Consider the following 21,947-nt stretch of genomic DNA (forward strand, 5'->3'; position numbering starts at 1 on the left):
CCGCTGCGCAGGAAGTCGGCCGATCCGACGTCCTGCGCAGCATCGGTGGCCACCGCGCCGGCCACCGCTCCTCCGTGGGCCTCAGCCGCAGATCACCGGTGTGGCGCGCCCCGGATCGAGGGCGTTGGTCACCAGGTGCAGCGCCGTCGGCGAGAAGGCGATCGCCACGTGCTCGGCCAGGGAGACCGGGCAACGGTCCTGCAGAACCACGTTGTTCACGTTCGGCCCGGTCAGGAACTGGGTCCGGTACGGCGTGACGACCTCGTCGTACACGGTCGCGATCACGGTGTAGCGGACACCCGGCACGGTGTCCGGCTTCGAGGCCATGGTCCGGTTGAAGTCCGAGCCCACCACCTGGTCCCGGCAGGCGGCGCAGACGGTGTAGATCAGCTCGGCGACCCGGGGGAGGTAAGGGGCCAGGTTGGCGATCCCGGAGAGCGTCGTCCCGTGGTTGGAGGGCGCCAGCCCGATCACCTTGTCGACCTTCGCCGCGCCCCCGAGGAACTTCAGGTAGTAGTTCGGCAGCATGCCGCCCTGCGAGTGGCCCACGACGTCGACCTTCGCCGCGCCGGTGGCACCGCGCACCAGGTCGACGAAGCGGCCGAGCTGGGCCGCCGACTCCGCGACCGGGCCGAGTCCGCCGATCGGCAGCAGCAGCCCGCTGCCGGACGAGGTGACGCCGGGGATCATCCCGTAGTCGAGGGCGAAGACGCAGTACCCCTTGCTCTTCAGCAGGGGCGAGAGTGCGAGCCAGTTCTCGTACCGGTTCGCGAAGGTGCCGTGCACCAGGACGACCGGGTTCGGGTGCGCCGCGCCCGGCCGGCAGTTCCAGTCGTTGGCACCGGGCGGCGAGGCCACCGGGTCGCCGTCCGGCGGGAGTTCACCGGCCGGGGCGAGCTCGGCGGAGGCGACGGCGGCGGGCGCGGTGGGGGTCGCGTCCGCCGCCCGAGCCGCCCCGGCCGTCCCGCCGGCGAGCAGCACGCCCGCCAGCAGGGCCGAGCCGAGTGGACCGAGGATCCTGCGGTGTACCGGTCTTGCGGCGAAGCGGAGAAGTGGGGTTCTCAACTGTTGCCTCCACGGCGGAAGTTTGTTACCAACAGGTAACCCGAGTGGCTCCATCATGCGGTCGCCCCTCCGACCTGGCCCTTGGGTGTCCCCCAGACCTGGACGGTGATCCCTGTGACCGGTCACAATTCACCCGCCCGCACCACCGATTGGCGGATTCCCGTGATCGGCGGCGTCCCCGCCGACCAGCGCCTGCTCGGCGCCGTTCCGGAGTTGGTCGAGACCGTCGTCGCCGCGCTGCTCGACCGGGTGCCGGCCTACCGCCGGCTGCCCCGCGAGCAGGTCACCGGCGAACTGGTCCAGGTCACCGAGCGCCGGATCCGCGCGCTCGCCCAGGCCGTCCGGACCGGACTTCCCTCCCCCGCAACGGAGTTCGCCGCCGTCCGGGAGGCCGCGGCGCGGCGGGCCGAGGAGGGGGTGCCGCTCGACGCCGTCCTGCTCGCCCACCACCTCGGCCTGGAGGTCTGCTGGGAACTGGTCGCCCGGCACGCCCGCGACGGCGACGCGGCCGACCTGCTGGTCCTCAACCGGCTGCTGCTCGACCAGCTCCGCCAGGCCACCGCCGCGGCCGGCGCGGGCTACCTGGACGAGCGGCGCACCGGCCCCGACGAACGGCAGACCGCCCGGCACGCCCTGCTCACCGCACTGCTGGACGGCGCGCCCGCCGTGGAGGCCGCGAGACGCGCCGGCCTCCGCCTCCCGTCCGCGTACGCCGTGCTCTGCCTCGCCGTCGCCGACCATCCGGACGAGCGGTCTCCCGACGTCGACCGGGCCGTGGCCGGCCACCGCAAACTGCGCCGGCTGCGCACAGAACTCGACCACGCCACCCGGCAGTCGGCGCTGTCGGCGCTCTCCGTCACCGGCGGGGTGGTCCTGGTCCCGTTGGAGCAAGCGCCGAACGCCGTACCGGAGTCCGTCTGGCAGCGGCTTGCCGACACGGTGGACCGCACCGCACGCGCGGCGGGCGTCACCGTCCGGGCCGGCGGGTCGGCCGCCGGGCCTGACGGGGTGCCTGCGGCGGCGGCACTCGCCGACGAGGTCCTCCAGGTGGCCCGGGCCGTCGGCCGACCGCCCGGGCTGCACCGGCTGGACGACCTCCTGCTGGAGTACCAGCTCAGCCGGCCCAGCCACGCCCGCGGCCGACTCGCCGCGCTGCTCGCACCACTGGAGGACGGCGGCGAACTGCTCGCCACCCTGCGCGTCCACCTGTCCGGCGGCCTGAACCGCCGTCACACCGCACAGGTGCTCCATCTGCACCCGAACACCGTCGACTACCGGCTGCGCAGGATCGCCGTCCTCACCGGCCTGGACCCGGCCCGGCCCGCCCACCTGCCGCGCATCACCGCCGCCATCGCCGCCCGCGACGCGGAACGCGACACCGGCCACCGCGCCGTTCCCGCCAGCCCACCGGGCCGCGGCGACCTCCCGAGCGTCCCGGACCCGAAGGACCACCCCCAGGACCACCAGGGCCGCCAGGCCCCTCCGGGCCTCCTTCGTCGCTCGGATCACTCAGGCCGCTCGGAGCCCGCCCAGGAACCGACCTGACACGGCTCCCGGCCGCCGCCTTCCCCCACCCCCGGTCTCAGCCCTCCGACTCACCGGGCAGCCGCAGGTCCCACCCCGCCAGCGCCCGCAGCTGCGCGGCGGTCACGTCGTCGGGCAGCGGTCGGGGAGGCTCGCTGCGGAACGGCGGTTCCCACCCCTCCGCCTCCGTCCAGCGGCGGACGACCTTCGCCGGGGCACCCGCCACCACCGTGTGGTCCGGCACCTCACCCCGCACCACCGAGCCGGCCGCGACGACGACGTTGCGGCCCAACCGGGCACCGGGGAGGATCACCGCGCCGGTGCCGATCCAGCTGCCCGAGCCGATCTCGACCGGCTCGTTGCGCGGCCACTGCTTGCCGATCGGCAGGTCGGTGGACCGGTACTCGTGCGCCTGGTCGGATATGTAGACGCCCGGACCGGTCCAGACGTCGTCGCCGAGCACGATCGACTCGTGGCCGACGATGTGGCTATCCCGGCCGATCACGCAGCCGCCGCCGATCCGGACGATCGGCTCGGGTCCGAGGTCGAGCCCCGGCAGGAAGCCGGCGCTGATCGTGACCCGCTCACCGATGATCGAGAACGGGCCGATGGTGATCCACTGTTCGTTGAACACGGCCCCGAGCGGGAACGTCAGCTTGGTCCCGGCGCCCAGCTCGCCGAACCGGTACGGCCCGGGGCTCTCGGTGGACACCGCGCCGGCCCGCTGGACCCACTGCCAGCCCCGGTGGACGGCGCGGCCCGCGGCTCGCCGGCCGACGGCCCGGGCCGCGGTGTACAGGGAACGCGTGATCGGCATGCGCTCACGTTACCGGTCCGTACGACGCCCCCGGCGTCGAGGCGGCCAAGGTCACACGGCCACCGCAGGACGGCCGCGAGGGTGCACCCGTGCGGCCCGGTCGCGGCCCCCCGGCACCCACCGGAAGCCGCCGGAAGCCGCCGACGGACCGCCCTATCCGGCCGACCGTCCCGGCGGCCGTGTCCGAAGGCCGCCAGTACTGCGAGACTCCCCAACCATGGAGATCACCGAACACCTCGAAGCGCTGCACCGCGAGGGCACCCTGCTCGCGGACGCCGCCGCCGGCACCGACCTCTCCGCGCCCGTCCCCACCTGTCCGGACTGGCGGCTGCGCGATCTGCTGCTGCACACCGGCCAGGTGCACCGCTGGGCGACGGCGACCGTCCGCGACGGGCACCGGAGCCGGATGGACGCCGACGGCGAACGCGCCGCCTGGGGCCCGGAGCCGGACGACGCCGAGCTGGTCGACTGGTTCCGGGCCGGCCACTCCGCCCTGGTGACGACGCTCGCCGCCGCCCCGGCCGACCTGGACTGCTGGACCGTCCTGCCGACGACCGGCCCGCTGGCCTTCTGGGCCCGCCGCCAGGCGCACGAGACCGCCGTGCACCGCTTCGACGCGGACGCCGCGGCCGGGACCGAGGGCCCGGCGGTCGGCCCGGCCCTCGCGCGGGACGGGATCGACGAGCTGCTGCGCGGGTTCATGACGCTCAGCCGCGGTCGGGTGCGGAGCGACCGGCCCAGGACGGTACTGGTCCGTGCGACCGACGGCGACGGGGGCGAAGGGCCGGGCTCCTGGCTGCTGACCGTCAGCCGGGAACCGCTGACCGTCGAACTCGCCGACGACGCCCCGGCCGCCGACCTGACGCTCACCGGCCCGGCCCGTGACCTCTACCTGCTGCTCTGGAACCGGCTGCCCGCCGATGCCGGGCGGGTGGCCCGTTCCGGGGACCGGTCGCTGCTCGACCTCTGGCGCGAGACCGCCGTCATCGGCTGAGGCCGGCGGGCCCGGGACCGGTCGCCGGTCCCGGGCCCGCCGCACGCCGCACGCCGCACGCCGCACGCCGCACGCCGCCAACGTCAACGTCAACGTCAACGGGCCCAGGGTGCCGGTCGCTTCTCCAGGAACGCGCGCATCCCCTGCTGTGCCTCCTCCGAGCCGAACAACCGCGCCGACAGCTCGACCAGTTCGTCGGCGTCCCGCTCGAAGGACCGCACCACCTCGGCGTTGGCCAGCCGCTTGGACTGGGCGAGCCCCTGCGGCGAACCGAGCCGCAGGGCGTCCAGCAGCCCCTTCAGCGCGAGGGCGACGGCCTCTCCGGAGTCGGCCGCCTGCGTGATCAGCCCGATCCGGGCCGCCTCGGCGGCGTCGAAGACCTCGCCGGTCAGGTAGTAGCGGGAGGCCGCGCGCGGGTCCAGCTTGGGGCGCAGCGGCAGCGAGATGACGGCGGGGGCCAGGCCGAGCCGGACCTCCGTGAACGCGAAGGTGGCGGCCGGACCGGCCACCGCCAGGTCGGCCGAGCCGACCAGCCCGAGGCCGCCGGCCCGGACGTGACCGTCGATGACGGCGATGACCGGCTTGGCGCAGTCCACGATCGCCCGCTGGAGGTCGACCAGACCGCGTGGCCCGACGGTCGGGTCGGCCCCCGTCGCCTCGGAGAGGTCCGCACCGGCGCAGAACACCTTGCCGGCGTGGGTCAGCACGACCGCGCGCACCTGCGGGTCGGCCGCCGCGGCGGCGAGGCCGGCGGTCAGCTCGGCCATCAGCCGCGTGGAGAGCGCGTTGCGGTTGTGGGGCGAGTCGAGGGTGAGGGTGGTGACGGCGTCCTCGGTGGTGACGTGGACGAGAGGCACTTCGCGGGTCATCGGTGCGGTCCTGCTTTCCGGCTGAGGGTGGGTCGGAGGGGCGCCCGCCGTCCGGTGGGGCGGCGCCCGGACGACTCTGGCACGCCCACCCTCCGCTCGACCAGAGCCACCCGTGCCCGGCGCGGGAAATCCGGTGGCGGTCCCCCCGCCCTCCGCGGGGGAGCCGCGTCCGGGCGCCCGGGCCCGATCCGGAAAGGCACTGGTGCGGTGATCACCCGTCGGCCACGATGAGCCCATGACCACCGAACCCGGGCGGAAGACCGCCCACCTCACGCACATCGCCGAGCCTCCCGGCGTGGCCCCGGGCACCGGCTACACCCAGGTCGTCACCGGTACCGGCCGGCTGGTGGCCGTCTCCGGCCAGGTCGCCTTCGACGAGGAGCGGCGGCTGGTCGGCACCGGCGACCCGAAGGCGCAGGCGCGGCAGATCTTCGAGAACATCCGCCGCTGCCTGGCCGCCGCCGGGGCGGACTTCTCCGACCTCGTCAAGCTCACCTACTTCCTCACCGACATCGGGCACCTGCCCGCCGTCCGCGAGGCGCGGGACGAGTTCTTCGGTGACATCCCGCTCCCCACCAGCTCGGCGATGCAGGTCTCGGCGCTGTTCCTGCCCGAGGTGCTGATCGAGATCGAGGCACTCGCGGTGGTGCCGGAGTAGTTCCCGGCGCTGCCGCCGTGTCCGGCGCCGGACCTCCGGCACCGGACACGGCGGCGCTGCGCGGGCGGTACGGCGCGGGCGGCGCGGGGGCGCGGGCGCAGCGGCACCGGCTCGGGTCACCGCGCCCGGCCGCCGCCCGAGGCCCACCGGACGGCGGGCCCCATGGCCAGGCCCGCGGCGGCGAGCAGTGCGCCGAGAGCGGCCCAGCCTGCCAGGCCGTACCCGATGACGACGGTCGAGACCACCGCCGGTCCGATCATCAGCGCGGCAGAGTTCCCCGCGTTGTAGACACCCTGGTAGGCACCGTGTGCCCGCTCGCCGGCCAGGTCGTAGCTGAGCGCCCAACTGCCGGCCTGGCTCAGTACCTCGCCGATCGCCTGGAGCGCCACGCCCACCAGCAGCACCACGGCGGCGATCGGGGCCGGCGCGCCGTGGGCGAGTGCGAGCACCAGGCACGAGGCGGCCAGGATCAGCCCGGCCCGGCCGCAGACCCGGGCGGCGGCGGCCGGGTCCTCGGTGCCCCTGGTGGCCCGCACCTGGAAGGCGATCACCAGCACGGTGTTGACGATCAGGGTGCCGGCCACGGTGATCCGCGGCGCGTCGGTCTGCTGGACGATCCAGAGCGGCACGCCCACCTCCAGCATCGCGAACTGCAGGCCGAGCACCGAGCTGAGTGCGGTCACCACCAGGAACGGTCCGTCCCGCAGTGCCGGGTTCCGGCTGCGCGTCCGCGCCCCCTCCGGCGTCCGGAGCCCCTCCTCCGCCGGCCGCTCACGCCCCGCGCCGCCCCACCCCGCGCCGCCCTGCCCGGGCACGGCCAGCCGCAGGAACAGCACCGACACCACCAGGTAGGTGGCGGCGTCGGCCAGGATCGCCGTCAGATAGGCGGGCCGCGAGTCCAGGTGGAGGGCGACGGCGCCCACGCCGGTGCCGAGGCAGAGGCCGACGTTGGTCACCACCCGCAGGTAGGCGCGGCCCGCGACCCGCTTGTCGGCGGGCAGCACCTGGGCGTACAGGGCGTTGCGGACGGCCGATCCGCCCCGGTCGGCGGCGGCCACCAGGCAGGCCAGGGCGACGAACGCCGGATAGCCGTCCACCAGCGTGTAGCCGGCGGTGCCCAGACCGGTGAGCGCGACCAGCACCACCAGGATCCGCTTCGCCCCCCAGCGGTCGGCGGCCCGCCCGGCGGGGACGCTCGCGACGACCCCGCAGAGCCCGGCGGCGGTGAGCGCGAGACCGAGCTGGGCGGCGCTCAGGCCGAGGACACCGGTGAAGAACAGCACGCCGACGGAGAGCGAGAGCCCGCTGCCGACGGTGTTGAGCAGGGTGATCCCGGCGAGCCGCCGGACCATCGGGTCGGGGTGCAGCAGCCGGGCGGCCCGGGACGGCCGGGGCCCGGGCTTCGCGGGCGGCCCCGGCGGTCCCGGCGGTCCGCCGGTCGTGCCGGTCGTGCCGGTCGTGCCGCTTCGGCCGATCCCCCCGGTCCCGCCGGTCCCGCCGCTCGCGCCGATTCCGTCGCTGTCGCCGTCCTGGCCGTTTCCGGGCAGGCCGGAGGTGGGTGCGGCGGTCGCCGCCGGTGAGGTGGTCATGCCCACGATCACACCCCGAGACGGCCCGTCCGCAGTACTGATTTAGGCTGGGCCTAAAAGCAGCCGGCGAGGGGGCCGCGTGCACCGGTTCAAGCTCGGCCTGGCCGACCTGGCCACCACCTGGTTCGCCTGCTCGCCGATCCAGGAGGCGTCGCTCAGCCTGCGGATGTGGACCCATCCCGGCGTCTACGCCTTCCAGTCGCCCGCCTTCGAGCGCCTCCGGCCCGCCTTCGAGCGGCTGGACTCCACGCTGCTGCTCTCCCTGGTCTCGCCCAACCGCTGGGTCCCGGACTTCCTGACCCCGCGCCCGGTCACCCCCTCGCCCGACTTCCGCACCGAACTGGCCACCGTCCGGGCACTGCCGCCCGAGCAGCTGCGCCCGGAGCTGGAACTGACCTTCCAGCTGGACCGCCGGCCGATGCCCGCCGTCCTGGCGGACGGACTGGCCGATCCGGCCCGGCTGCTGGCCCGGATCACCGACGCGCTGGAGGAGTACTGGGAGTGCTGCCTGGCGCCGGGCTGGTGGCCGCAGGCCCGCGCCGTGCTGGAGGCCGACCTGGTCTACCGGGCACGGGTGCTGGCCCAGCAGGGGGCCGCGGCGCTGTTCGCCGACCTGGACCGGCGGCTGCACTGGGCGGACGGCCTGCTGTCGATCAACCGGCACTGGTCGGACGGGGACGGCGAGATCACCGTGGACGGGCGCGGCCTGGTCCTGGTGCCGACGTTCTTCGCCCGGGGCGCGATCACGATGATCAGCAACGACCGTGCACCGCAGATCAGTTACCCGGCACGCGGCCAGGCCGGCATGGCCGACCCCCGACCGCCGGCCACTCCGCGCGCGCTGGAACAGCTGCTCGGCGCACCGAAGTCGCGCCTGCTGACGCTGCTCGCGGAGCCGGCCACCACCACCGATCTCGCCTACCGGCTCGGCGTGACCGCGGGCGCGGTCAGCCAACACCTGGCCGTGCTGCACGCGACCGGCCTGGTGACCCGGGCCCGGCACGGCCGATCGGTGCTGTACGCCCGCAGCCCGCTCGGCGACGAGCTGGCCGGCGACCCGCGCCGCCGTCCCTAGTCCTGCGCGAGGCGCGGGCGGACCCCGCCCGGGGCGCGTTCGAACCGTGCGCCGGCCCCGTCCCGACCTGGCCCGTCAACTCCCCACTGGTACAGACCTGTTGACGCATTGGTCCAGTCCTCCTACAGTTCCCATGCCCCGTCTCCCCACAAACGCGGGCATCGATCGGCCACGCACCACCCCAGCGCCACGGTCCGATCCGGCACCACCCCGCCCCACCAGGCACCACCCGCACCACCCGTACGGTTCTACGTCACCCTGTCCAACCCCCACAGTCACAGGGAGAACCATGTCCGCTCGACCCCGGGCACACCGCCCACGCGTGCGCCACAGACTGCTGGCGCTGCTGTCCGTCCTGCTCCTCCCGCTGGCCGCGGTCACCGCGATGGCCACACCGGCCAACGCCGCCGGGAAGCTCACCGCCACCTTCACCACCGAGAACAACGGGTCCTGGTGGAAGGGCACCTACATCGTCCGCAACGACAACGCCGCCGCCGTCTCCGGCTGGACCCTGGAGTTCGACCTGCCGGCCGGCGTGACCATCCAGAACAGCTACAACGGCACCGCGACGGCCAACGGCCGCCACATCACCGCCACCAACGCGTTCTACAACGCCAACGTGCCCGCCCGCGGCACCACCGAGCCGTACAGCTTCTGGTTCGTCGCCAACGGGCCGGTCGGCACACCGACCGGCTGCCGGATCAACGGCGACAAGTGCGACGGCAGTTCGGACGTCCTGCCGTCCGCGCCCGGCACCCCGGTGGTCACCGACTCGACCGCGCGCAGCCTCGCCCTGAAGTGGCCGGCCGCCACCGGCGGGGACTTCCAGGTCGCCTCCTACGAGGTGCTGAGCGGGGCGACCGTGCTCGCCACCAGCGCCACCGCCGACGCACTGGTCACCGGACTGACCCCGGCCACCAGTTACACCCTGACCGTCCGGGCCAAGGACACCCGTGGCAACACCGGCCCGCTCAGCGCGCCCGTCACCGCCACCACCTTCGACCCGGCCACCGACCCGACCCCGCCCACCGCTCCGACCAACCTCCGCACCACCGCAGTGGGTTCGAGCGAGGTGACGCTCGCCTGGAACGCCGCCACCGACAACCTCCGGGTCGCCGCGTACGACGTCTACCAGGGCGCCACCCTGGTCCGGACGGTGACCGGCTCCACGCTGACCGCCACCGTCAGCAGCCTCTCGCCGTCGACGAACTACACCTTCACGGTGAAGGCCCGGGACGGCGCGGACAACGCCTCGCCGGCCTCGGCCCCGCTCTCCGTCACCACCTCCGACCTGGTGGGCGCCGGCAAGTACGCCCGCGTCGGCTACTTCACCCAGTGGGGCATCTACGGCCGCCAGTACTTCGTCAAGAACCTCGACACCTCGGGCAGCGCGGCCAAGCTCGACGTCATCAACTACGCCTTCGAGAACATCGATCCGGTCAACCTGACCTGCATGGCCGGTGTCACCAGGGGCACCACCGCCAACCCGCAGGACCCTGACCAGGGCACCGGCGCGGGCGACGCCGACGCCGACTACGGCCGCCCGATGAGCGCCGCCCAGTCGGTGGACGGCGTGGCCGACGACGGCTGGGGCAAGCTGCGCGGCAACTTCAACCAGCTGAAGAAGCTGAAGGCCAAGTACCCCCACCTGAAGATCGTCGTCTCGCTGGGCGGCTGGACCTACTCCAAGTACTTCTCGGACGCGGCGGCGACCGACGCCTCGCGGCAGAAGTTCGTCAAGTCCTGCGTCGACGTGTGGATCAAGGGCAACCTGCCGCTCTACAACGGCGCCGGCGGTGACGGCGTCGCGGCGGGCATCTTCGACGGCATCGACCTCGACTGGGAGTGGCCCGGCTCGCCCGACGGCCACGCCGGCAACCACTACAACGCCAACGACAAGGGCAACCTGACCCTGCTGCTCGCCGAGTTCCGCAAGCAGCTCGACGCGCTCGGCGGCTCGCACAAGCTGCTGACCGCCTTCACCCCGGCGGACCCGGTCAAGATCGACCAGGGCTGGGACCTCTCGAAGATCTTCAACTACCTGGACATCGCCAACGTCCAGGGCTACGACTTCCACGGCGCCGGCAGCGACAACTCGTGGGAGCCCAACCGGACCGGCCACCAGGGCAACCTCTACCCGGACGCCCAGGACCCGTACCCGAACCACTTCAGCGTGGACGCGGCGCTGAAGCCCTACCTGGACGCCGGCGTCAACCCGCGCAAGCTCACCATCGGCCTCGCCTTCTACGGCCGCGGCTGGCAGGGCGTCGCCGACGGCGGCGTCAAGGGTGAATGGCAGAGCGCGACCGGCGCAGCCCCCGGCCAGTTCGCCGAGGAGGCCGGGACCCGCGGGTACAACAACCTCATCACCACCTTCCCCAACCTGTCCGTCTACCACGACGAACAGTCCGTCTCGACCTACGGGTACACGGGTGCGGGCGGGCAGTGGTGGACCTTCGACGACACCTGGTCGATCGCCAAGAAGACGGCCTACCTGAAATCGAAGGGCCTGCTCGGCGCGATGATCTGGGAAATGACCGGTGACACGCCGGGCGGCACCCTCATCACCGCGATCGACAACGGGCTCAAGTAGCACCACGGCATGGCCGACGCTCCGCCGGGGAACCCCTCCCCGGCGGAGCGTCACCGCCGGTCCTCAGCGCGAGGCCAGTGCCGCCAGTCGCCGGGCCGCCCGGTAGTCCCGGAGCACCTGGGCGAACGTGGTGTGCCCCTGCGTGGTCCGGGCGAAGGCCCGCCAGGCGGGGTCGACCAGGCAGACCGCCGCGTGGAACAGGTACGGCCGGTGCTCGAACGCGTTCAGCATCTGCTTCCCCGCCCGCATCTCCACGCCCAGGCCCGCCTTGATCGCGAACGCGTAGTTCAGCGCCTCGCGCCGCACCTCGCCCGCGTTGCCCGCCTCGGCCACCTTCACCGCCCACTCCCCGGCCAGCCGGCCCGAACGCAGTGCGTACGAGATGCCCTCGCGGGTCCACGGCTCCAGCAGCCCGGCCGCGTCACCGGCCACCAGGACCCGGCCGCGCGAGAGCGGCGAGTCCTCGGCCCGGCAGCGGGTCAGGTGGCCGGACTCCACGCTCGGCGGGAAGCCCGCCAGCCCCAGCCGGCGGATGTAGGCGGCGAGGTACTGCTTGGTCCGCTCGCCGTCACCGCGTGCCGAGATCACCCCGACGGTCAGGCTGCCCGACTCGGTCTTCGGGAACACCCAGCCGTAGCTTCCCGGCAGCGGGCCCCAGTCGAGGTGGATCCGGCCCGCCCAGTCGGCCGCGACCTCCGGCGGGACGGGGATCTCCGCCTCCAGCCCGAGGTCGATCTGGTCGAAGGAGACACCCACGTGCCGGCCGATCCGGCTCGCGCTGCCGTCCGCCCCGACCACGGCGCGGGCCTCGAAGGTGCGCCCGTCGGCGGCGGTGACCAGCGCCGTCCGGTGCTCGCCGCCGCGCTGCTCCACCCCGGTGACGGTCACTCCGGTGACCAGCACGGCGCCCGCCTGCTTGGCCGCCTGGACCAGGCGCAGGTCGAACTCGTCCCGGTTGACGAGCCCGAACAGCATCCGCTTCGAACGCCGGGTGCGGGCGAACCGGCCGCGGTACGCGAAGGTGACGGCGTGCACCCGGTCCTGGAGCGGGAGCTCGAAGTCCGGCGGGAGGCTGTCCCGGGAGGGGCCGATGATGCCCCCGCCGCAGGTCTTGTACCGGGGGTGCTCGGCCTTGTCGAGCAACAGCACCCGCCGGCCCTGGGCGGCGGCGGCGTACGCGGCCGAGGAGCCGGCCGGCCCGGCACCGACGACGACGACGTCCCAGACGCCGTCCAGCCGGCCGGGCCCGTCGGCCTCGGCGCCGACCACGGCGTCGGCCTCGAACGCGGCGTCGGCCGGGGCGTCGGCGTCGAGCGGGCCTCGCTCGGCCTGCGGGCCACTGGTGTCGTGCGGGCTACTGGCATTGTGCGGGCTACGAGAATCAGGGCTTCCGGAGTCAGTCACGGACAGCAATCCTAGTGCGGCCGACCTCCCCGGTGTCGGCCGCACCGCCCCGAACGCGCGGCCGAATCCCCCCGCCGCACCGCTCGACGCCGCCCGGGCCGCCCCGTGCCCGCCGGACCCCGCCCCCGGCCGGTGCCGTGCCCGGTGCCGTGCCCGCTGCCGCCGCCGGCCGCCCCCGGCCGGGCGACCGTTCGTGTCCGCCTATGATCGGCGCTACCCCCCGTCAACGACGTTCGCCCGCACCATCCCTCGGACGGACCAGCCCTACCCGGAGCATCACGATGCCGCAGCAGCAGCGCCTGGCCGACGCCGTCCGGTCCCTGATGGACCGCGCCCGGACCGACCTCGCCGACCTGGTCGCCTTCCCGTCCGTCGCCGACCCCCGTCAGTTCCCGGTCGAGGAGTGCGACAAGGCCGCCCACTGGGTCGCCGAGGCGTTCGCGGCCGAGGGCCTGACCGGCGTCCGGCTGCTGGACACCCCCGACGGGACCCGGTCCGTCTACGCCGAGCTTCCCGGCCCGGCCGGCGCGCCGACCGTCCTGCTCTACTCGCACTACGACGTCCAGCCGCCGCTCGACGAGGACGCCTGGATCAGCCCGGCGTTCGAGCTGACCGAGCGTGACGGCCGCTGGTACGGACGCGGCGCGGCCGACTGCAAGGGCAACGTCCTGATGCACCTGACGGCCCTTCGGGCGCTGCGCCAGGTGGACGGCGGGTACCCCGTCGGGCTGAAGATCATCGTCGAGGGCTCGGAGGAGCAGGGCACCGGCGGTCTGGAGCGCTACGCCGAGGCGCACCCCGAACTGCTCGCCGCCGATGTCGTCGTCATCGGCGACACCGGCAACTTCGCCGCCGGGCTGCCCACCGTCACCGCCTCGCTGCGCGGCATGACCGTGGTGGACGTCTCCGTCCGCACCCTGGCCGGCAACCTGCACTCCGGCGCGTTCGGCGGTGCCGCCCCGGACGCGCTGCAGGCCCTGGTCAAGGTGCTCGCCTCGCTGCACGACGAGCACGGCGACGTGGCGGTCGCCGGCCTGACCGGCGGCCAGACCTGGAGCGGCGTGCAGTACCCGGACGAGCAGTTCCGCGCGGACGCCAAGGTGCTGGACGGCGTCGCGCTCACCGGTACCGGCACCGTCGCCGACCGGCTCTGGGCCCGCCCGGCGGTCACCGTCCTCGGCATCGACGCCCCGCCGGTGATCGGCGCCACCTCCTCCGTCCAGGCCTCCGCCAAGGCGTCCGTCAGCCTGCGCGTCCCGCCGGGCACCGACACGGCCGCCGCCCAGGAGGCGCTGGTCGCCCACCTGGAGGCCCAGGTGCCGTTCGGCGCCCGGGTCACCGTCGAGCGCCAGGGCAACGGCGCGCCGTTCAGCGCCGACACCTCCGGCCCGGCGTACGAGGCGATGGGCGAGGCGATGGCCGAGGCCTTCGGGACCCCGATGGTCACCTCCGGCGAGGGCGGCTCGATCCCGCTCTGCAACACCCTGCGCACGCTCTACCCGGAGGCGGAGATCGTGCTGATCGGCGTCGAGGAGCCCACCACCCAGATCCACGCGGTCAACGAGAGCGTCGACCCGCTGGAGCTGGAGCGGATGGCGCTCACCGAGGCGCTCTTCCTGCGCCGCTACGCCGAGCTGCGATCCGTCTGACGAGGAGCCACCGCCGGGCAGTTCCCGGGTCACCACCGGTGCACTACCGGGCCGCGCCGTCCACCACGACGGCGCGGCCCGTCCGTCCCACGCCGGACGAACACCTCGGGTGCCGCCGTGCACGCCGGGCCCGCGCGCCCCTGCCCCGGCTCACACGCCGCCCCGGCACTACCCGCGCGCCGTCCGGACCCCGGCCACCGCGGCCCGGACCAGCGCGTACCCCACCGCACCGACCGCCAGCCCGGCGCCCGCCCCGAAGCACACCTCCGGGATCACCCGACGCCGCAGCGGCACGAGCCGGTGCACCACCCCGGCCGCCGTCGCCGCGCCGAGCCCCACGACGACGGAGCGCCGCACCCGGTCCGTCAGCACGACCGCCGGCGCGACCGGCTCCACCGCCCGGGCCGCACGCACCGCGTACCCCGCCACCGCTGCCAGCGCCGGGACCGACGTGCCGTACTGCAGCACCGTGTACAGAGGCGGCCCACCGGCGACCGGCCGCTCCAGTGCCGGTACCAGCCGGGCACCGAGCCGGCCCCCGTGGGTGAAGGCGTCCCACCCCACGTGACTGGCCGCGCCGAGCGCCGCCGAGGCCGCGAACCAGGCGGCGTCCGCCCCGCTCACGACCCGGGGTTCCCGCTCCGCCCGCCGACTCCGGCGGACCGTCAGCGCCTCGGCCGGGCCCGCCCACCGCTCCGGGAGCAGCCCGACGAGCGGCCCGCGCAGCAGCCCGTGCCAGCCGGCCACCAGCACGGCCGCGACCGCGACGTCCACGGTCGGTACCGCCCACCAGCGGTGGGTCAGCCGGCCGTGCCGGTACACCCCCGGCAGCAGCGACTCGGCGAAGAACGGCACGTCCGGCGCCAGCGACCCGGCGACCAGGGCCGACGCGACCAGCGGCCCGCGCTCCCCCGCCGCCCGCAGCAGGGGCAGCACGGCGGCCGGGTGACTCAGTGTGAAGGGCATGCCCTCATCCTGCCGCCGCCCGACCGCCGTCGTGCCGTCATCGGCACACGCCGCACCGGCCTCGCCCGCCCCACGCGCAGAAACCGCCCCGCCGGCCACGCCGCGGCCCAACCGCTCGGCCGCCTGCGGTGGACGGCCGACCGGCGACGGGCGGCCTACGCCGCGTCGGCCGTCCTGGCCAGCCCCACCCCGGCCCGGCGCCCGGCCTCCAGGTACCGCAGCTCCCCGCACCGCCTGGCGTCCAGCGCGGCGGCCAGCCGCCGGTAGCGCCCCGGCGGCAGCAGCCCGGCGGCCTCCTCCAGGCTGACGAACCGCCAGCCGCGCAGTTCCTCCTGCTGGAGCAGCAGCCCCTGCCGGCCGGCGGCGTCCAGCAGCCCGCCGTCGTAGACCAGGCGCAGCCCGCCCCGGCGCGGCCCGGTCCGCGGCTCCCAGTCGACGGCCAGCAGTCGCAGCACCGACGGGTCGAGCCGCAGGCCGAGCTCCTCGGCCGTCTCCCGGAGGGCGGCGTCGGTCGGCGCCTCGCCGCGTTCGACCACTCCGCCGGGAAACTCCCAGTCCGGCTTGTACACCGGGTCGACCAGCAGTACCCGGTCCTGTTCGTCGAAGAGCAGGACCGCGGCCGCGACGGTGTCCCCGGTGGGGTCGGGACTCTGGACGATCGGGCAGCGGGCGGACCCGTCCCGGACCAGCTGGGCGAGCCGGACGGCGGTCTCGTGCGGGGTGAGGCCCGCGGTGTCGACGAGCCGCGCGTCCCGGCCGAGCCAGCGGCGGGCGGCGCGGTAGCGGGGCAGATGGTCCAGGCACCACTGCCGGATCCGCGCGCTGCGCTCCGGATCGTCCGGGCACTCCTCACGCTGCGCTATGCGTTCGCGCAGGATCGTTTCTTCAGGATCGAGAACGAGATGGTGCACCGTGATGCCGTTCGAGGCCAGCGAACCGAAGATCTCGTCCCGGTAGTCCTCCCGGAGCAACGTCATCGGGACCACCAGCGGCCCGGCCACCTCGCCGAGCAGTGCGGCGGCCGTCTCGGGCACCAGCCGGCGCCAGGCCGGCAGGTCCTGGAAGTCGGACACCGCCGCCATCCGGTCGGCCGGCAGCATCGCGCGCAGCCCGAACCCGATCAGCTCGGGATCGAACAGCGTGCTGCCGGGCAGCAGTTCCACCAACTCGCGGCAGGCACTCGACTTGCCCGCCCCGAACGTGCCATTGACCCAGACGATCACAAACGTCCCCTGCCCCTCGACCTCCCCCGGCGCCGTTCGCACCGGGCGGCGCCCCCGTCAGCCGAACCAGCGCCACCCGAGGTGGTACCCCCGCCGCGCCGGTCCCCATGCCTCCCCGACCGCCCTGCTCGCGGCCGCCGGCCGCACCGGATGACAGAGGCATGTGCCCAGGCCAGCGGCCTGGCCGCGACGCCCGTACAACCCGCGACACGCCGGAGTGCACACCCCGGACCACCGGCGTCCGACATCCTTCCACGCGCCCCCTCCGCACCCCGTGCGCCCTGCCACAGACGCACGGGAAAGCCGCACCGGTTCCCCGCCCGTCGGTTGCCTCCGGCGGCCCGACCGCATAGAGATGAACGGTGACCGCACCCACCGGACCCGGCCGCGTCGTGGCCGTCGGTTCCGTCAACGTCGACCGGATCCTCCGCTGCCCCGCCCTGCCCGCGCCCGGCGAGACCGTCCTGGTGACCGACTCGGCCCAGGGCTTCGGGGGCAAGGGCGCCAACCAGGCCGTGGCCGCCGCCGCCATGGGCGCACCCACCCGTCTGGTCGCCAAGGTCGGTGCGGACGCCGACGGCCGCGCCGCCCTGGCCGACCTGCGCGGGGCGGGCGTCGACATCGGCGCCGTGCTCGTCGACACGGACGCCCCCACCGGACAGGCCGTCGTCATGGTCGACCCGTCCGGCGAGAACAGCATCCTGGTGGTCCCCGGTGCCAACGCCCGGCTCACCGGCGCCGAGGTCACCGAGGCGCTCGCCTCGCTCGCCCTCACCCCCGCCGACGTCGTCCTCACCAGCGGCGAGGTCCCCGAGGAGTGCATCCTGGCCACCGCGGCCGTCCTTCGCGACGGCGGCCCCCGCTGGATCCACAACGCCGCCCCGGTCGGCAAGCTCCCCGACCGGCCGGGCCCTGCCGGTCGGGGAGCGCTGATCGTCGCCAACGCCGTCGAGGCCGCTCAGCTCGCGGGCACCCCCGCCCCGGGCCGGCCACACGACGAGGCCCACGGCGAAACCCACGACGAAGCCCACGACGAGGTCCTCGACGAGCCCCACGGCGAGACCCGTGGGAAGGCCGCCGACGCGGCCCCGGCCGCCACCGCCCTGGCCGCCCTCGGCGAGGGCGCCGTGATCACCCTCGGCGCGGCCGGCGCACTGGTCGCCACCGACGGCGCGGTCCACCACGTCCCCGCCCCCGAGGCCACCGTCGTCGACACCACCGGCGCCGGCGACGTCTTCTGCGGCGCCCTGGCGGCGCGGCTCGCCGACGGCGCGTCCCTCCCGGCGGCAGCCGCCACCGCCGCCGCGGCCGGTGCCTTCGCCGTCACCGCCCCGGGCGCGCGCGGAGCCCTCCCCCGGCCGGCCGATCTCGGTCTCGCCCCCGGCACCGGGCGCCCCTGACCTGCCCGGACACCGCCGCCGGGCACCACCCCGGCGGCACCGGTGCACCTCGCCGCACCCCCGATTCCCCCTCGGCGGCACCGCCCGCACCGCCGCCCACGACGACGCCCGGACCGTCCGGCCCGGGCGTCGTCCGTCTGCGGGACCGGCTCAGGGCCGACCCATGTGGGTCGGGTAGTAGCCGCTGCTGATCCGGGAGACACGGATCAGGGTGCCGGGTCGCGCAGCCTCCACGTACTGGTTGTTGCCCAGGTAGATCGCCACGTGGTGGATGCCCCGCGCGGTGCCGTCGTCCGACCAGAAGAGCAGGTCGCCGCGCTGCGGCTGGCTCGCCTTCACCGGGGTGGTGGCCGCGTACTGGTCGTTGGCGACGCGCGGCAGTTCGATGCCCCCGCGCCGGAAGGACTGCTGGACGAGGCCCGAGCAGTCGTAGCCGTCCGGCCCGTTCCCCGCCGTCTTGAACGGCTTGCCGAGCTGGGCGAGCGCGAACGACACGGCCGTCTCGACGTCACCGTCGGCCGCCGGCACCGCGGAATCGGCGGAGGACTGGGTCGAGGACGACCCGCCGGAGACCGAGGTCGCCGCGTCCGACGACCCTCCGGTCCGCGCCAGGTAGACGTCGTAGTGGGTCGTCCAGCGCCACTGGCCCTGGCTGTTCTTGAACCAGTACCGCGACCCGTCCCACCCCTGGGTGATCCCCCCGGACGTGGTCGCCGTCGTCGCGGACGGGGAGGCGGTGGCGGTGGCGGTTCCGGCCGACGCCCCGGTCCGCGCCAGGTAGACGTCGTAGTGGGTCGTCCAGCGCCACTGGCCCTGGCTGTTCTTGAACCAGTACCGCGACCCGTCCCACCCCGCGTGGGCGGGCGCCGGCTCGGCGGCGGCGCTGCCCACCCCGGTGCCGAGGCCGAGCACGCCCGTACCCGCCACGATCACGGCCACCATGCCTATCCCCCGGCGGACCCGCGCCGCACGGGAGGGGCGGAAGGTGCGGGCACCCTCCGCCGGCTGGGCGGCGGTGGCGGCGGCGTGCTGCCCGGTCGGCTCGTCGGCGGCACCCGGTGCGCCGGTGTTGACGGTCGTCATCCTGCTGTCTTCCTTTGCTGAGCACTGAACGCGGAACGCGGATCGCGGAACGCTGGACGAAGGCCGGAACGAATCCGCGGCCGACATGCCGCGGCTTCCGGCCGTGCGGCCGGAAGCTGCGGCGTGGAGCCCGGGGATTCAGTTCTGCCTGCGTGTCACGTTAGGCACGCGTCCGCTCACAGCGCGCAGTGGAGTGCGCCAAAGGAAGGGCTCACGGAAGGTGAGCGGGCGTCACCCGGCACCCGCCGGGTGACCGCCCGTCACCCGTGTGCCGAGTCCGCGAGCAACTGCTTCTTCAGCACCTTTCCCATGGCGTTCCTGGGCAGTTCGGGCACCAGGACCACCCGTCGGGGCCGCTTGTGCACCGAGAGCCGCTCCGCCACAAAGGCCGTCAGCTGTTCCCCCGTCACGGGACCGGCCGGGATGACGTACGCGACGACCGCCTGGCCGAGGTCCTCGTCCGGCGCGCCGACCACGGCCGCGTCCGCCACCGCCGGGTGGTCGCGCAGGGCCGCCTCGACCTCGCCCGCGCCGATCCGGTACCCGCCGCTCTTGATCAGGTCGACGGAGGCGCGGCCGACGATCCGGTGGAAGCCGTCCGGGCCGATCACCGCGACGTCCCCGGTGCGGAACCAGCCGTCCGCCGTCCAGGCCTCGGCGTCGGCGTCCGGCCGGTTGAGGTACCCGCCGAACAGGGTCGGCCCGGCGACCTGCAGCTCGCCGACGCTCTCGCCGTCGTGCGCGACCGGGCCGCCGTCCTCGCCGACCAGCCTGGTCCGCACACCGGCCAGCGGCAGGCCGACGCTGCCGGGGCGGCGCTCGCCGTCGGCCCTCGTCGAGACGGTGATGAGCGACTCGGTCATCCCGTACCGCTCGATCGGGGCGTGGCCGGTCAGCGCAGCCAGCCGTTCGAACACCGGGACGGGCAGCGGGGCGCTGCCGGAGACCAGCAGGCGGGCCCGGGCCAGCTGCCCGGCCGCCTCCTCGTCGGCGGCCAGCCGGGACCAGACCGTCGGCACACCGAAGTAGAGGCTCCCCCCGGCGGCCGCGTAGGCGGCGGGGGTGGGCCGCCCGGTGTGCACCAGCCGGCTGCCGCTGCGCAGTGCGCCGAGCACGCCGAGCACCAGGCCGTGCACGTGGAAGAGCGGCAGACCGTGCACCAGGGTGTCCTCCGCGGTCCACTGCCAGGCCTCGGCGAGGGCGTCGAGGTCCGCGGCGACGGCGGACCGGTGGATCACCGCGCCCTTGGGCGCACCCGTGGTGCCGGAGGTGTAGAGCACGAAGGCGGTCGCCCCCGGGCCGGGCTCGGCGTACGTGGTGGCCGAGCGCTCGGCCAGGTCGACGGGCAGCGCCGTGACCGGCGGTCCGGCGGCCGGGCCGTCCTCCCGGGGATCGTCCCCGGCGGCGTGCGCGAGCAGGACCGCACCGGAGTCGCGCAGGATGTGGGCGCGTTCCTTGGGCCCGGAGTCGGGCGGCAGCGGGACGACCGGCACGCCGGCGAGCAGCCCGCCGACCACGGCGGCCACGGTCTCGGCGGTGGGCCGGGCGAGGACCGCGAGCGCGGGGGCGCCGGCCACCCGGTCGGCGACGGCGGTGGCCGCGCCGAGCAGCTGTTCCCGGGAGAGTGTCCGCCCGTCGATCCGCAGCGCGTCGCCCGAGTCCCCGAAGCCGCCCTGAAGTGCCGTCAAGAGTGTCATGTGTCCGCCTTCGCCCCTGTTCGCGATCGGCCGCCCCGCCGCCGGCGGTCGCCGGCGCTCGTGCCGCCGACTCTACGGGCCCGTCGCCGCTCCCCCGGTCCGGGGACCACGTGCCGTGCGGGAAGTCCCGGACAACGCGCAGGGGCGCGTCCGGGAGGTCCCGGACGCGCCCCTGCGGCGACGGCTCAGCCCTTGCGGGACTGCACCTCGGCGGTGAGCTGCGGCAGCACCGCGAAGAGGTCGCCGACCACGCCGTAGTCCGCCAGCTCGAAGATCGGGGCCTCGGGGTCCTTGTTGACGGCCACGATGGTCTTCGAGGTCTGCATACCGGCCCGGTGCTGGATGGCGCCGGAGATGCCGTTGGCCACGTACAGCTGGGGCGAGACCTGCTTGCCGGTCTGGCCGACCTGGTTGCTGTGCGGGTACCAGCCGGCGTCGACGGCGGCGCGCGAGGCACCGACGGCCGCGCCCAGCGCGTCCGCCAGCTCCTCGACGACGCCGAAGCCCTCGGCGGCACCGACGCCGCGACCGCCGGAGACGACGATGGCGGCCTCGGTCAGCTCGGGGCGGCCGGTGGAGACGCGCGGGGTCCGCGAGACGACCTTGGCGGCGTTGCCGGTGAACGCGACGGTGACGTCCTCGACGGTGCCGGCGGCCGCGGCGGCCTCCGGCGCGACGGCGTTCGGCTTGACGGTGATGACCGGGGCGCCCTGCGACACCCTGGACTTCACCTGGAACGACGCGGCGAACACCGACTGGGTGGCGACCGGACCGTCGGCGCCGGCCTCCAGGTCGACGGCGTCGGTGATGATGCCGGAGCCGAGGCGCAGGGCGACGCGGGCGGCGACCTCCTTGCCCTCGCCGGAGGAGGTGACCAGCACCGCGGCGGCCTCGCTCGCCTTCGCGATCTGGGTCAGCGCGTCCACCTTCGGGACGACCAGCTGGTCGGTGAACTCGGCGCCGTCGGCCACGTAGACCTTCGCCGCGCCGTACTCGGCCGCCTTCGCGGCGATCGCGGCGGCGGCCGGACCGGCCCCGAGGACGACGGCCGACGGCTCGCCGATCCGGCGGGCCAGGGTCAGCAGTTCGAGGGCCGGCTTGCGGACCACACCGTCGGCGTGGTCCACGAGAACCAGGATCTCAGCCATGATTCGTTGCTCCTGATCGATCGTTTGGGTGCGCGAACGGGTGGGACTAGATGAACTTCTGGTCGGCGAGGAAGCCCGCGAGCGCCTTGCCGCCCTCGCCCTCGTCCTTGACGACCGTGCCCGCGGTACGCGCCGGACGCGCCGCCACCGACTCCACCGCCGTCCACGAACCCGCCAGACCGACCTCGTCCGC

At 74.9% G+C, this 21,947-nt stretch carries 17 protein-coding genes and 1 pseudogene; 7 read left to right on the forward strand and 11 right to left on the reverse strand.

The window, feature by feature from the left end; all coding sequences use genetic code 11:
- Positions 1–81 precede the first annotated feature (81 nt).
- Positions 82–981: an alpha/beta fold hydrolase gene (locus tag ABZY91_RS29150; RefSeq protein ID WP_355405884.1), complete on the reverse strand. Its 900-nt coding sequence runs from the start codon at positions 979–981 to the stop codon at positions 82–84.
- A gap of 198 nt (positions 982–1,179) precedes the next feature.
- Between ABZY91_RS29150 and ABZY91_RS29155 the strand changes: the two genes are divergently transcribed.
- Positions 1,180–2,610: a helix-turn-helix domain-containing protein gene (locus ABZY91_RS29155; RefSeq protein WP_355405871.1), complete on the forward strand. Its 1,431-nt coding sequence runs from the start codon at positions 1,180–1,182 to the stop codon at positions 2,608–2,610.
- A 37-nt stretch (positions 2,611–2,647) separates the two neighbouring features.
- Here the strand turns inward: ABZY91_RS29155 and ABZY91_RS29160 are convergent, their stop codons facing one another.
- Positions 2,648–3,406 carry a DapH/DapD/GlmU-related protein gene (locus tag ABZY91_RS29160; protein WP_329885268.1) on the reverse strand — a complete coding sequence of 253 codons (759 nt, stop codon included), beginning with the start codon at positions 3,404–3,406 and terminating at the stop codon, positions 2,648–2,650.
- A 217-nt stretch (positions 3,407–3,623) separates the two neighbouring features.
- Here ABZY91_RS29160 and ABZY91_RS29165 point away from each other — a divergent pair, with 217 nt between their 5' ends.
- Positions 3,624–4,400, forward strand: a complete 777-nt coding sequence (locus ABZY91_RS29165) for a maleylpyruvate isomerase family mycothiol-dependent enzyme (protein ID WP_329949299.1) — start codon at positions 3,624–3,626, stop codon at positions 4,398–4,400.
- Between the two features lie 95 nt (positions 4,401–4,495).
- Here the strand turns inward: ABZY91_RS29165 and ABZY91_RS29170 are convergent, their stop codons facing one another.
- Positions 4,496–5,269: an enoyl-CoA hydratase family protein gene (locus tag ABZY91_RS29170; protein WP_355405872.1), complete on the reverse strand. Its 774-nt coding sequence runs from the start codon at positions 5,267–5,269 to the stop codon at positions 4,496–4,498.
- 235 nt (positions 5,270–5,504) lie between these two features.
- Between ABZY91_RS29170 and ABZY91_RS29175 the strand changes: the two genes are divergently transcribed.
- A complete protein-coding gene (locus tag ABZY91_RS29175) occupies positions 5,505–5,927 on the forward strand; it encodes a RidA family protein (RefSeq protein WP_355405873.1) in 423 nt (140 codons plus the stop codon).
- A gap of 116 nt (positions 5,928–6,043) precedes the next feature.
- Here the strand turns inward: ABZY91_RS29175 and ABZY91_RS29180 are convergent, their stop codons facing one another.
- Positions 6,044–7,516, reverse strand: coding sequence for an MFS transporter (locus ABZY91_RS29180; protein WP_355405874.1), 1,473 nt, complete (start codon positions 7,514–7,516; stop codon positions 6,044–6,046).
- A gap of 79 nt (positions 7,517–7,595) precedes the next feature.
- Between ABZY91_RS29180 and ABZY91_RS29185 the strand changes: the two genes are divergently transcribed.
- Positions 7,596–8,591 (forward strand): helix-turn-helix domain-containing protein, encoded by a 996-nt coding sequence (locus ABZY91_RS29185; protein ID WP_329885272.1) that lies wholly within the window; start codon positions 7,596–7,598, stop codon positions 8,589–8,591.
- Positions 8,592–8,880: 289 nt separating this feature from the next.
- The gene (locus tag ABZY91_RS29190; RefSeq protein WP_355405875.1) at positions 8,881–11,184 is read left to right on the forward strand and encodes a glycosyl hydrolase family 18 protein; all 2,304 of its coding nucleotides are present in this window, start codon (positions 8,881–8,883) and stop codon (positions 11,182–11,184) included.
- A gap of 63 nt (positions 11,185–11,247) precedes the next feature.
- Here ABZY91_RS29190 and ABZY91_RS29195 read toward each other — a convergent pair whose 3' ends face one another.
- The gene (locus tag ABZY91_RS29195; RefSeq protein ID WP_329885288.1) at positions 11,248–12,453 is read right to left on the reverse strand and encodes a geranylgeranyl reductase family protein; all 1,206 of its coding nucleotides are present in this window, start codon (positions 12,451–12,453) and stop codon (positions 11,248–11,250) included.
- Positions 12,454–12,869: 416 nt separating this feature from the next.
- Here ABZY91_RS29195 and ABZY91_RS29200 point away from each other — a divergent pair, with 416 nt between their 5' ends.
- Positions 12,870–14,237, forward strand: coding sequence for a dipeptidase (locus tag ABZY91_RS29200; RefSeq protein ID WP_355405876.1), 1,368 nt, complete (start codon positions 12,870–12,872; stop codon positions 14,235–14,237).
- Positions 14,238–14,405: 168 nt separating this feature from the next.
- Here ABZY91_RS29200 and ABZY91_RS29205 read toward each other — a convergent pair whose 3' ends face one another.
- Positions 14,406–15,203, reverse strand: a complete 798-nt coding sequence (locus tag ABZY91_RS29205; RefSeq protein WP_355405877.1) for a DUF4184 family protein — start codon at positions 15,201–15,203, stop codon at positions 14,406–14,408.
- A 155-nt stretch (positions 15,204–15,358) separates the two neighbouring features.
- A complete protein-coding gene (locus ABZY91_RS29210) occupies positions 15,359–16,426 on the reverse strand; it encodes an NUDIX domain-containing protein (protein ID WP_355405878.1) in 1,068 nt (355 codons plus the stop codon).
- Positions 16,427–16,788: 362 nt separating this feature from the next.
- Between ABZY91_RS29210 and ABZY91_RS29215 the strand changes: the two genes are divergently transcribed.
- Positions 16,789–17,826 carry a PfkB family carbohydrate kinase gene (locus tag ABZY91_RS29215; protein WP_355405879.1) on the forward strand — a complete coding sequence of 346 codons (1,038 nt, stop codon included), beginning with the start codon at positions 16,789–16,791 and terminating at the stop codon, positions 17,824–17,826.
- Positions 17,827–17,976: 150 nt separating this feature from the next.
- On the opposite strand, the gene ABZY91_RS29220 is transcribed toward ABZY91_RS29215, so the two are convergent.
- From ABZY91_RS29220 to ABZY91_RS29235, 4 genes and pseudogenes are all read right to left on the reverse strand, one after another.
- Positions 17,977–18,909 (reverse strand): C40 family peptidase, encoded by a 933-nt coding sequence (locus ABZY91_RS29220; RefSeq protein ID WP_355405880.1) that lies wholly within the window; start codon positions 18,907–18,909, stop codon positions 17,977–17,979.
- Positions 18,910–19,169: 260 nt separating this feature from the next.
- Entirely contained in the window at positions 19,170–20,606 is a 1,437-nt protein-coding gene (locus ABZY91_RS29225) for an acyl-CoA synthetase (protein ID WP_329949309.1), read from the reverse strand.
- Positions 20,607–20,791: 185 nt separating this feature from the next.
- Entirely contained in the window at positions 20,792–21,754 is a 963-nt protein-coding gene (locus tag ABZY91_RS29230) for an electron transfer flavoprotein subunit alpha/FixB family protein (RefSeq protein ID WP_355405881.1), read from the reverse strand.
- Between the two features lie 46 nt (positions 21,755–21,800).
- A pseudogene (locus ABZY91_RS29235) lies at positions 21,801–21,947 on the reverse strand (electron transfer flavoprotein subunit beta); the annotation flags it as partial.

Source organism: Kitasatospora sp. NPDC002965, from assembly GCF_040611255.1.
Classification (GTDB): domain Bacteria; phylum Actinomycetota; class Actinomycetes; order Streptomycetales; family Streptomycetaceae; genus Kitasatospora.

Excerpts from the sequence above, each read along its gene's own strand:
- ABZY91_RS29160 (WP_329885268.1), bottom strand. The coding sequence starts at position 3,406 with ATGCCGATCACGCGTTCCCTGTACACCGCGGCCCGGGCCGTCGGCCGG.
- ABZY91_RS29165 (WP_329949299.1), top strand. The coding sequence starts at position 3,624 with ATGGAGATCACCGAACACCTCGAAGCGCTGCACCGCGAGGGCACCCTG.
- ABZY91_RS29170 (WP_355405872.1), bottom strand. The coding sequence starts at position 5,269 with ATGACCCGCGAAGTGCCTCTCGTCCACGTCACCACCGAGGACGCCGTC.
- ABZY91_RS29175 (WP_355405873.1), top strand. The coding sequence starts at position 5,505 with ATGACCACCGAACCCGGGCGGAAGACCGCCCACCTCACGCACATCGCC.
- ABZY91_RS29180 (WP_355405874.1), bottom strand. The coding sequence starts at position 7,516 with ATGACCACCTCACCGGCGGCGACCGCCGCACCCACCTCCGGCCTGCCC.
- ABZY91_RS29190 (WP_355405875.1), top strand. The coding sequence starts at position 8,881 with ATGTCCGCTCGACCCCGGGCACACCGCCCACGCGTGCGCCACAGACTG.
- ABZY91_RS29200 (WP_355405876.1), top strand. The coding sequence starts at position 12,870 with ATGCCGCAGCAGCAGCGCCTGGCCGACGCCGTCCGGTCCCTGATGGAC.
- ABZY91_RS29205 (WP_355405877.1), bottom strand. The coding sequence starts at position 15,203 with ATGCCCTTCACACTGAGTCACCCGGCCGCCGTGCTGCCCCTGCTGCGG.
- ABZY91_RS29220 (WP_355405880.1), bottom strand. The coding sequence starts at position 18,909 with ATGACGACCGTCAACACCGGCGCACCGGGTGCCGCCGACGAGCCGACC.
- ABZY91_RS29225 (WP_329949309.1), bottom strand. The coding sequence starts at position 20,606 with ATGACACTCTTGACGGCACTTCAGGGCGGCTTCGGGGACTCGGGCGAC.
- ABZY91_RS29230 (WP_355405881.1), bottom strand. The coding sequence starts at position 21,754 with ATGGCTGAGATCCTGGTTCTCGTGGACCACGCCGACGGTGTGGTCCGC.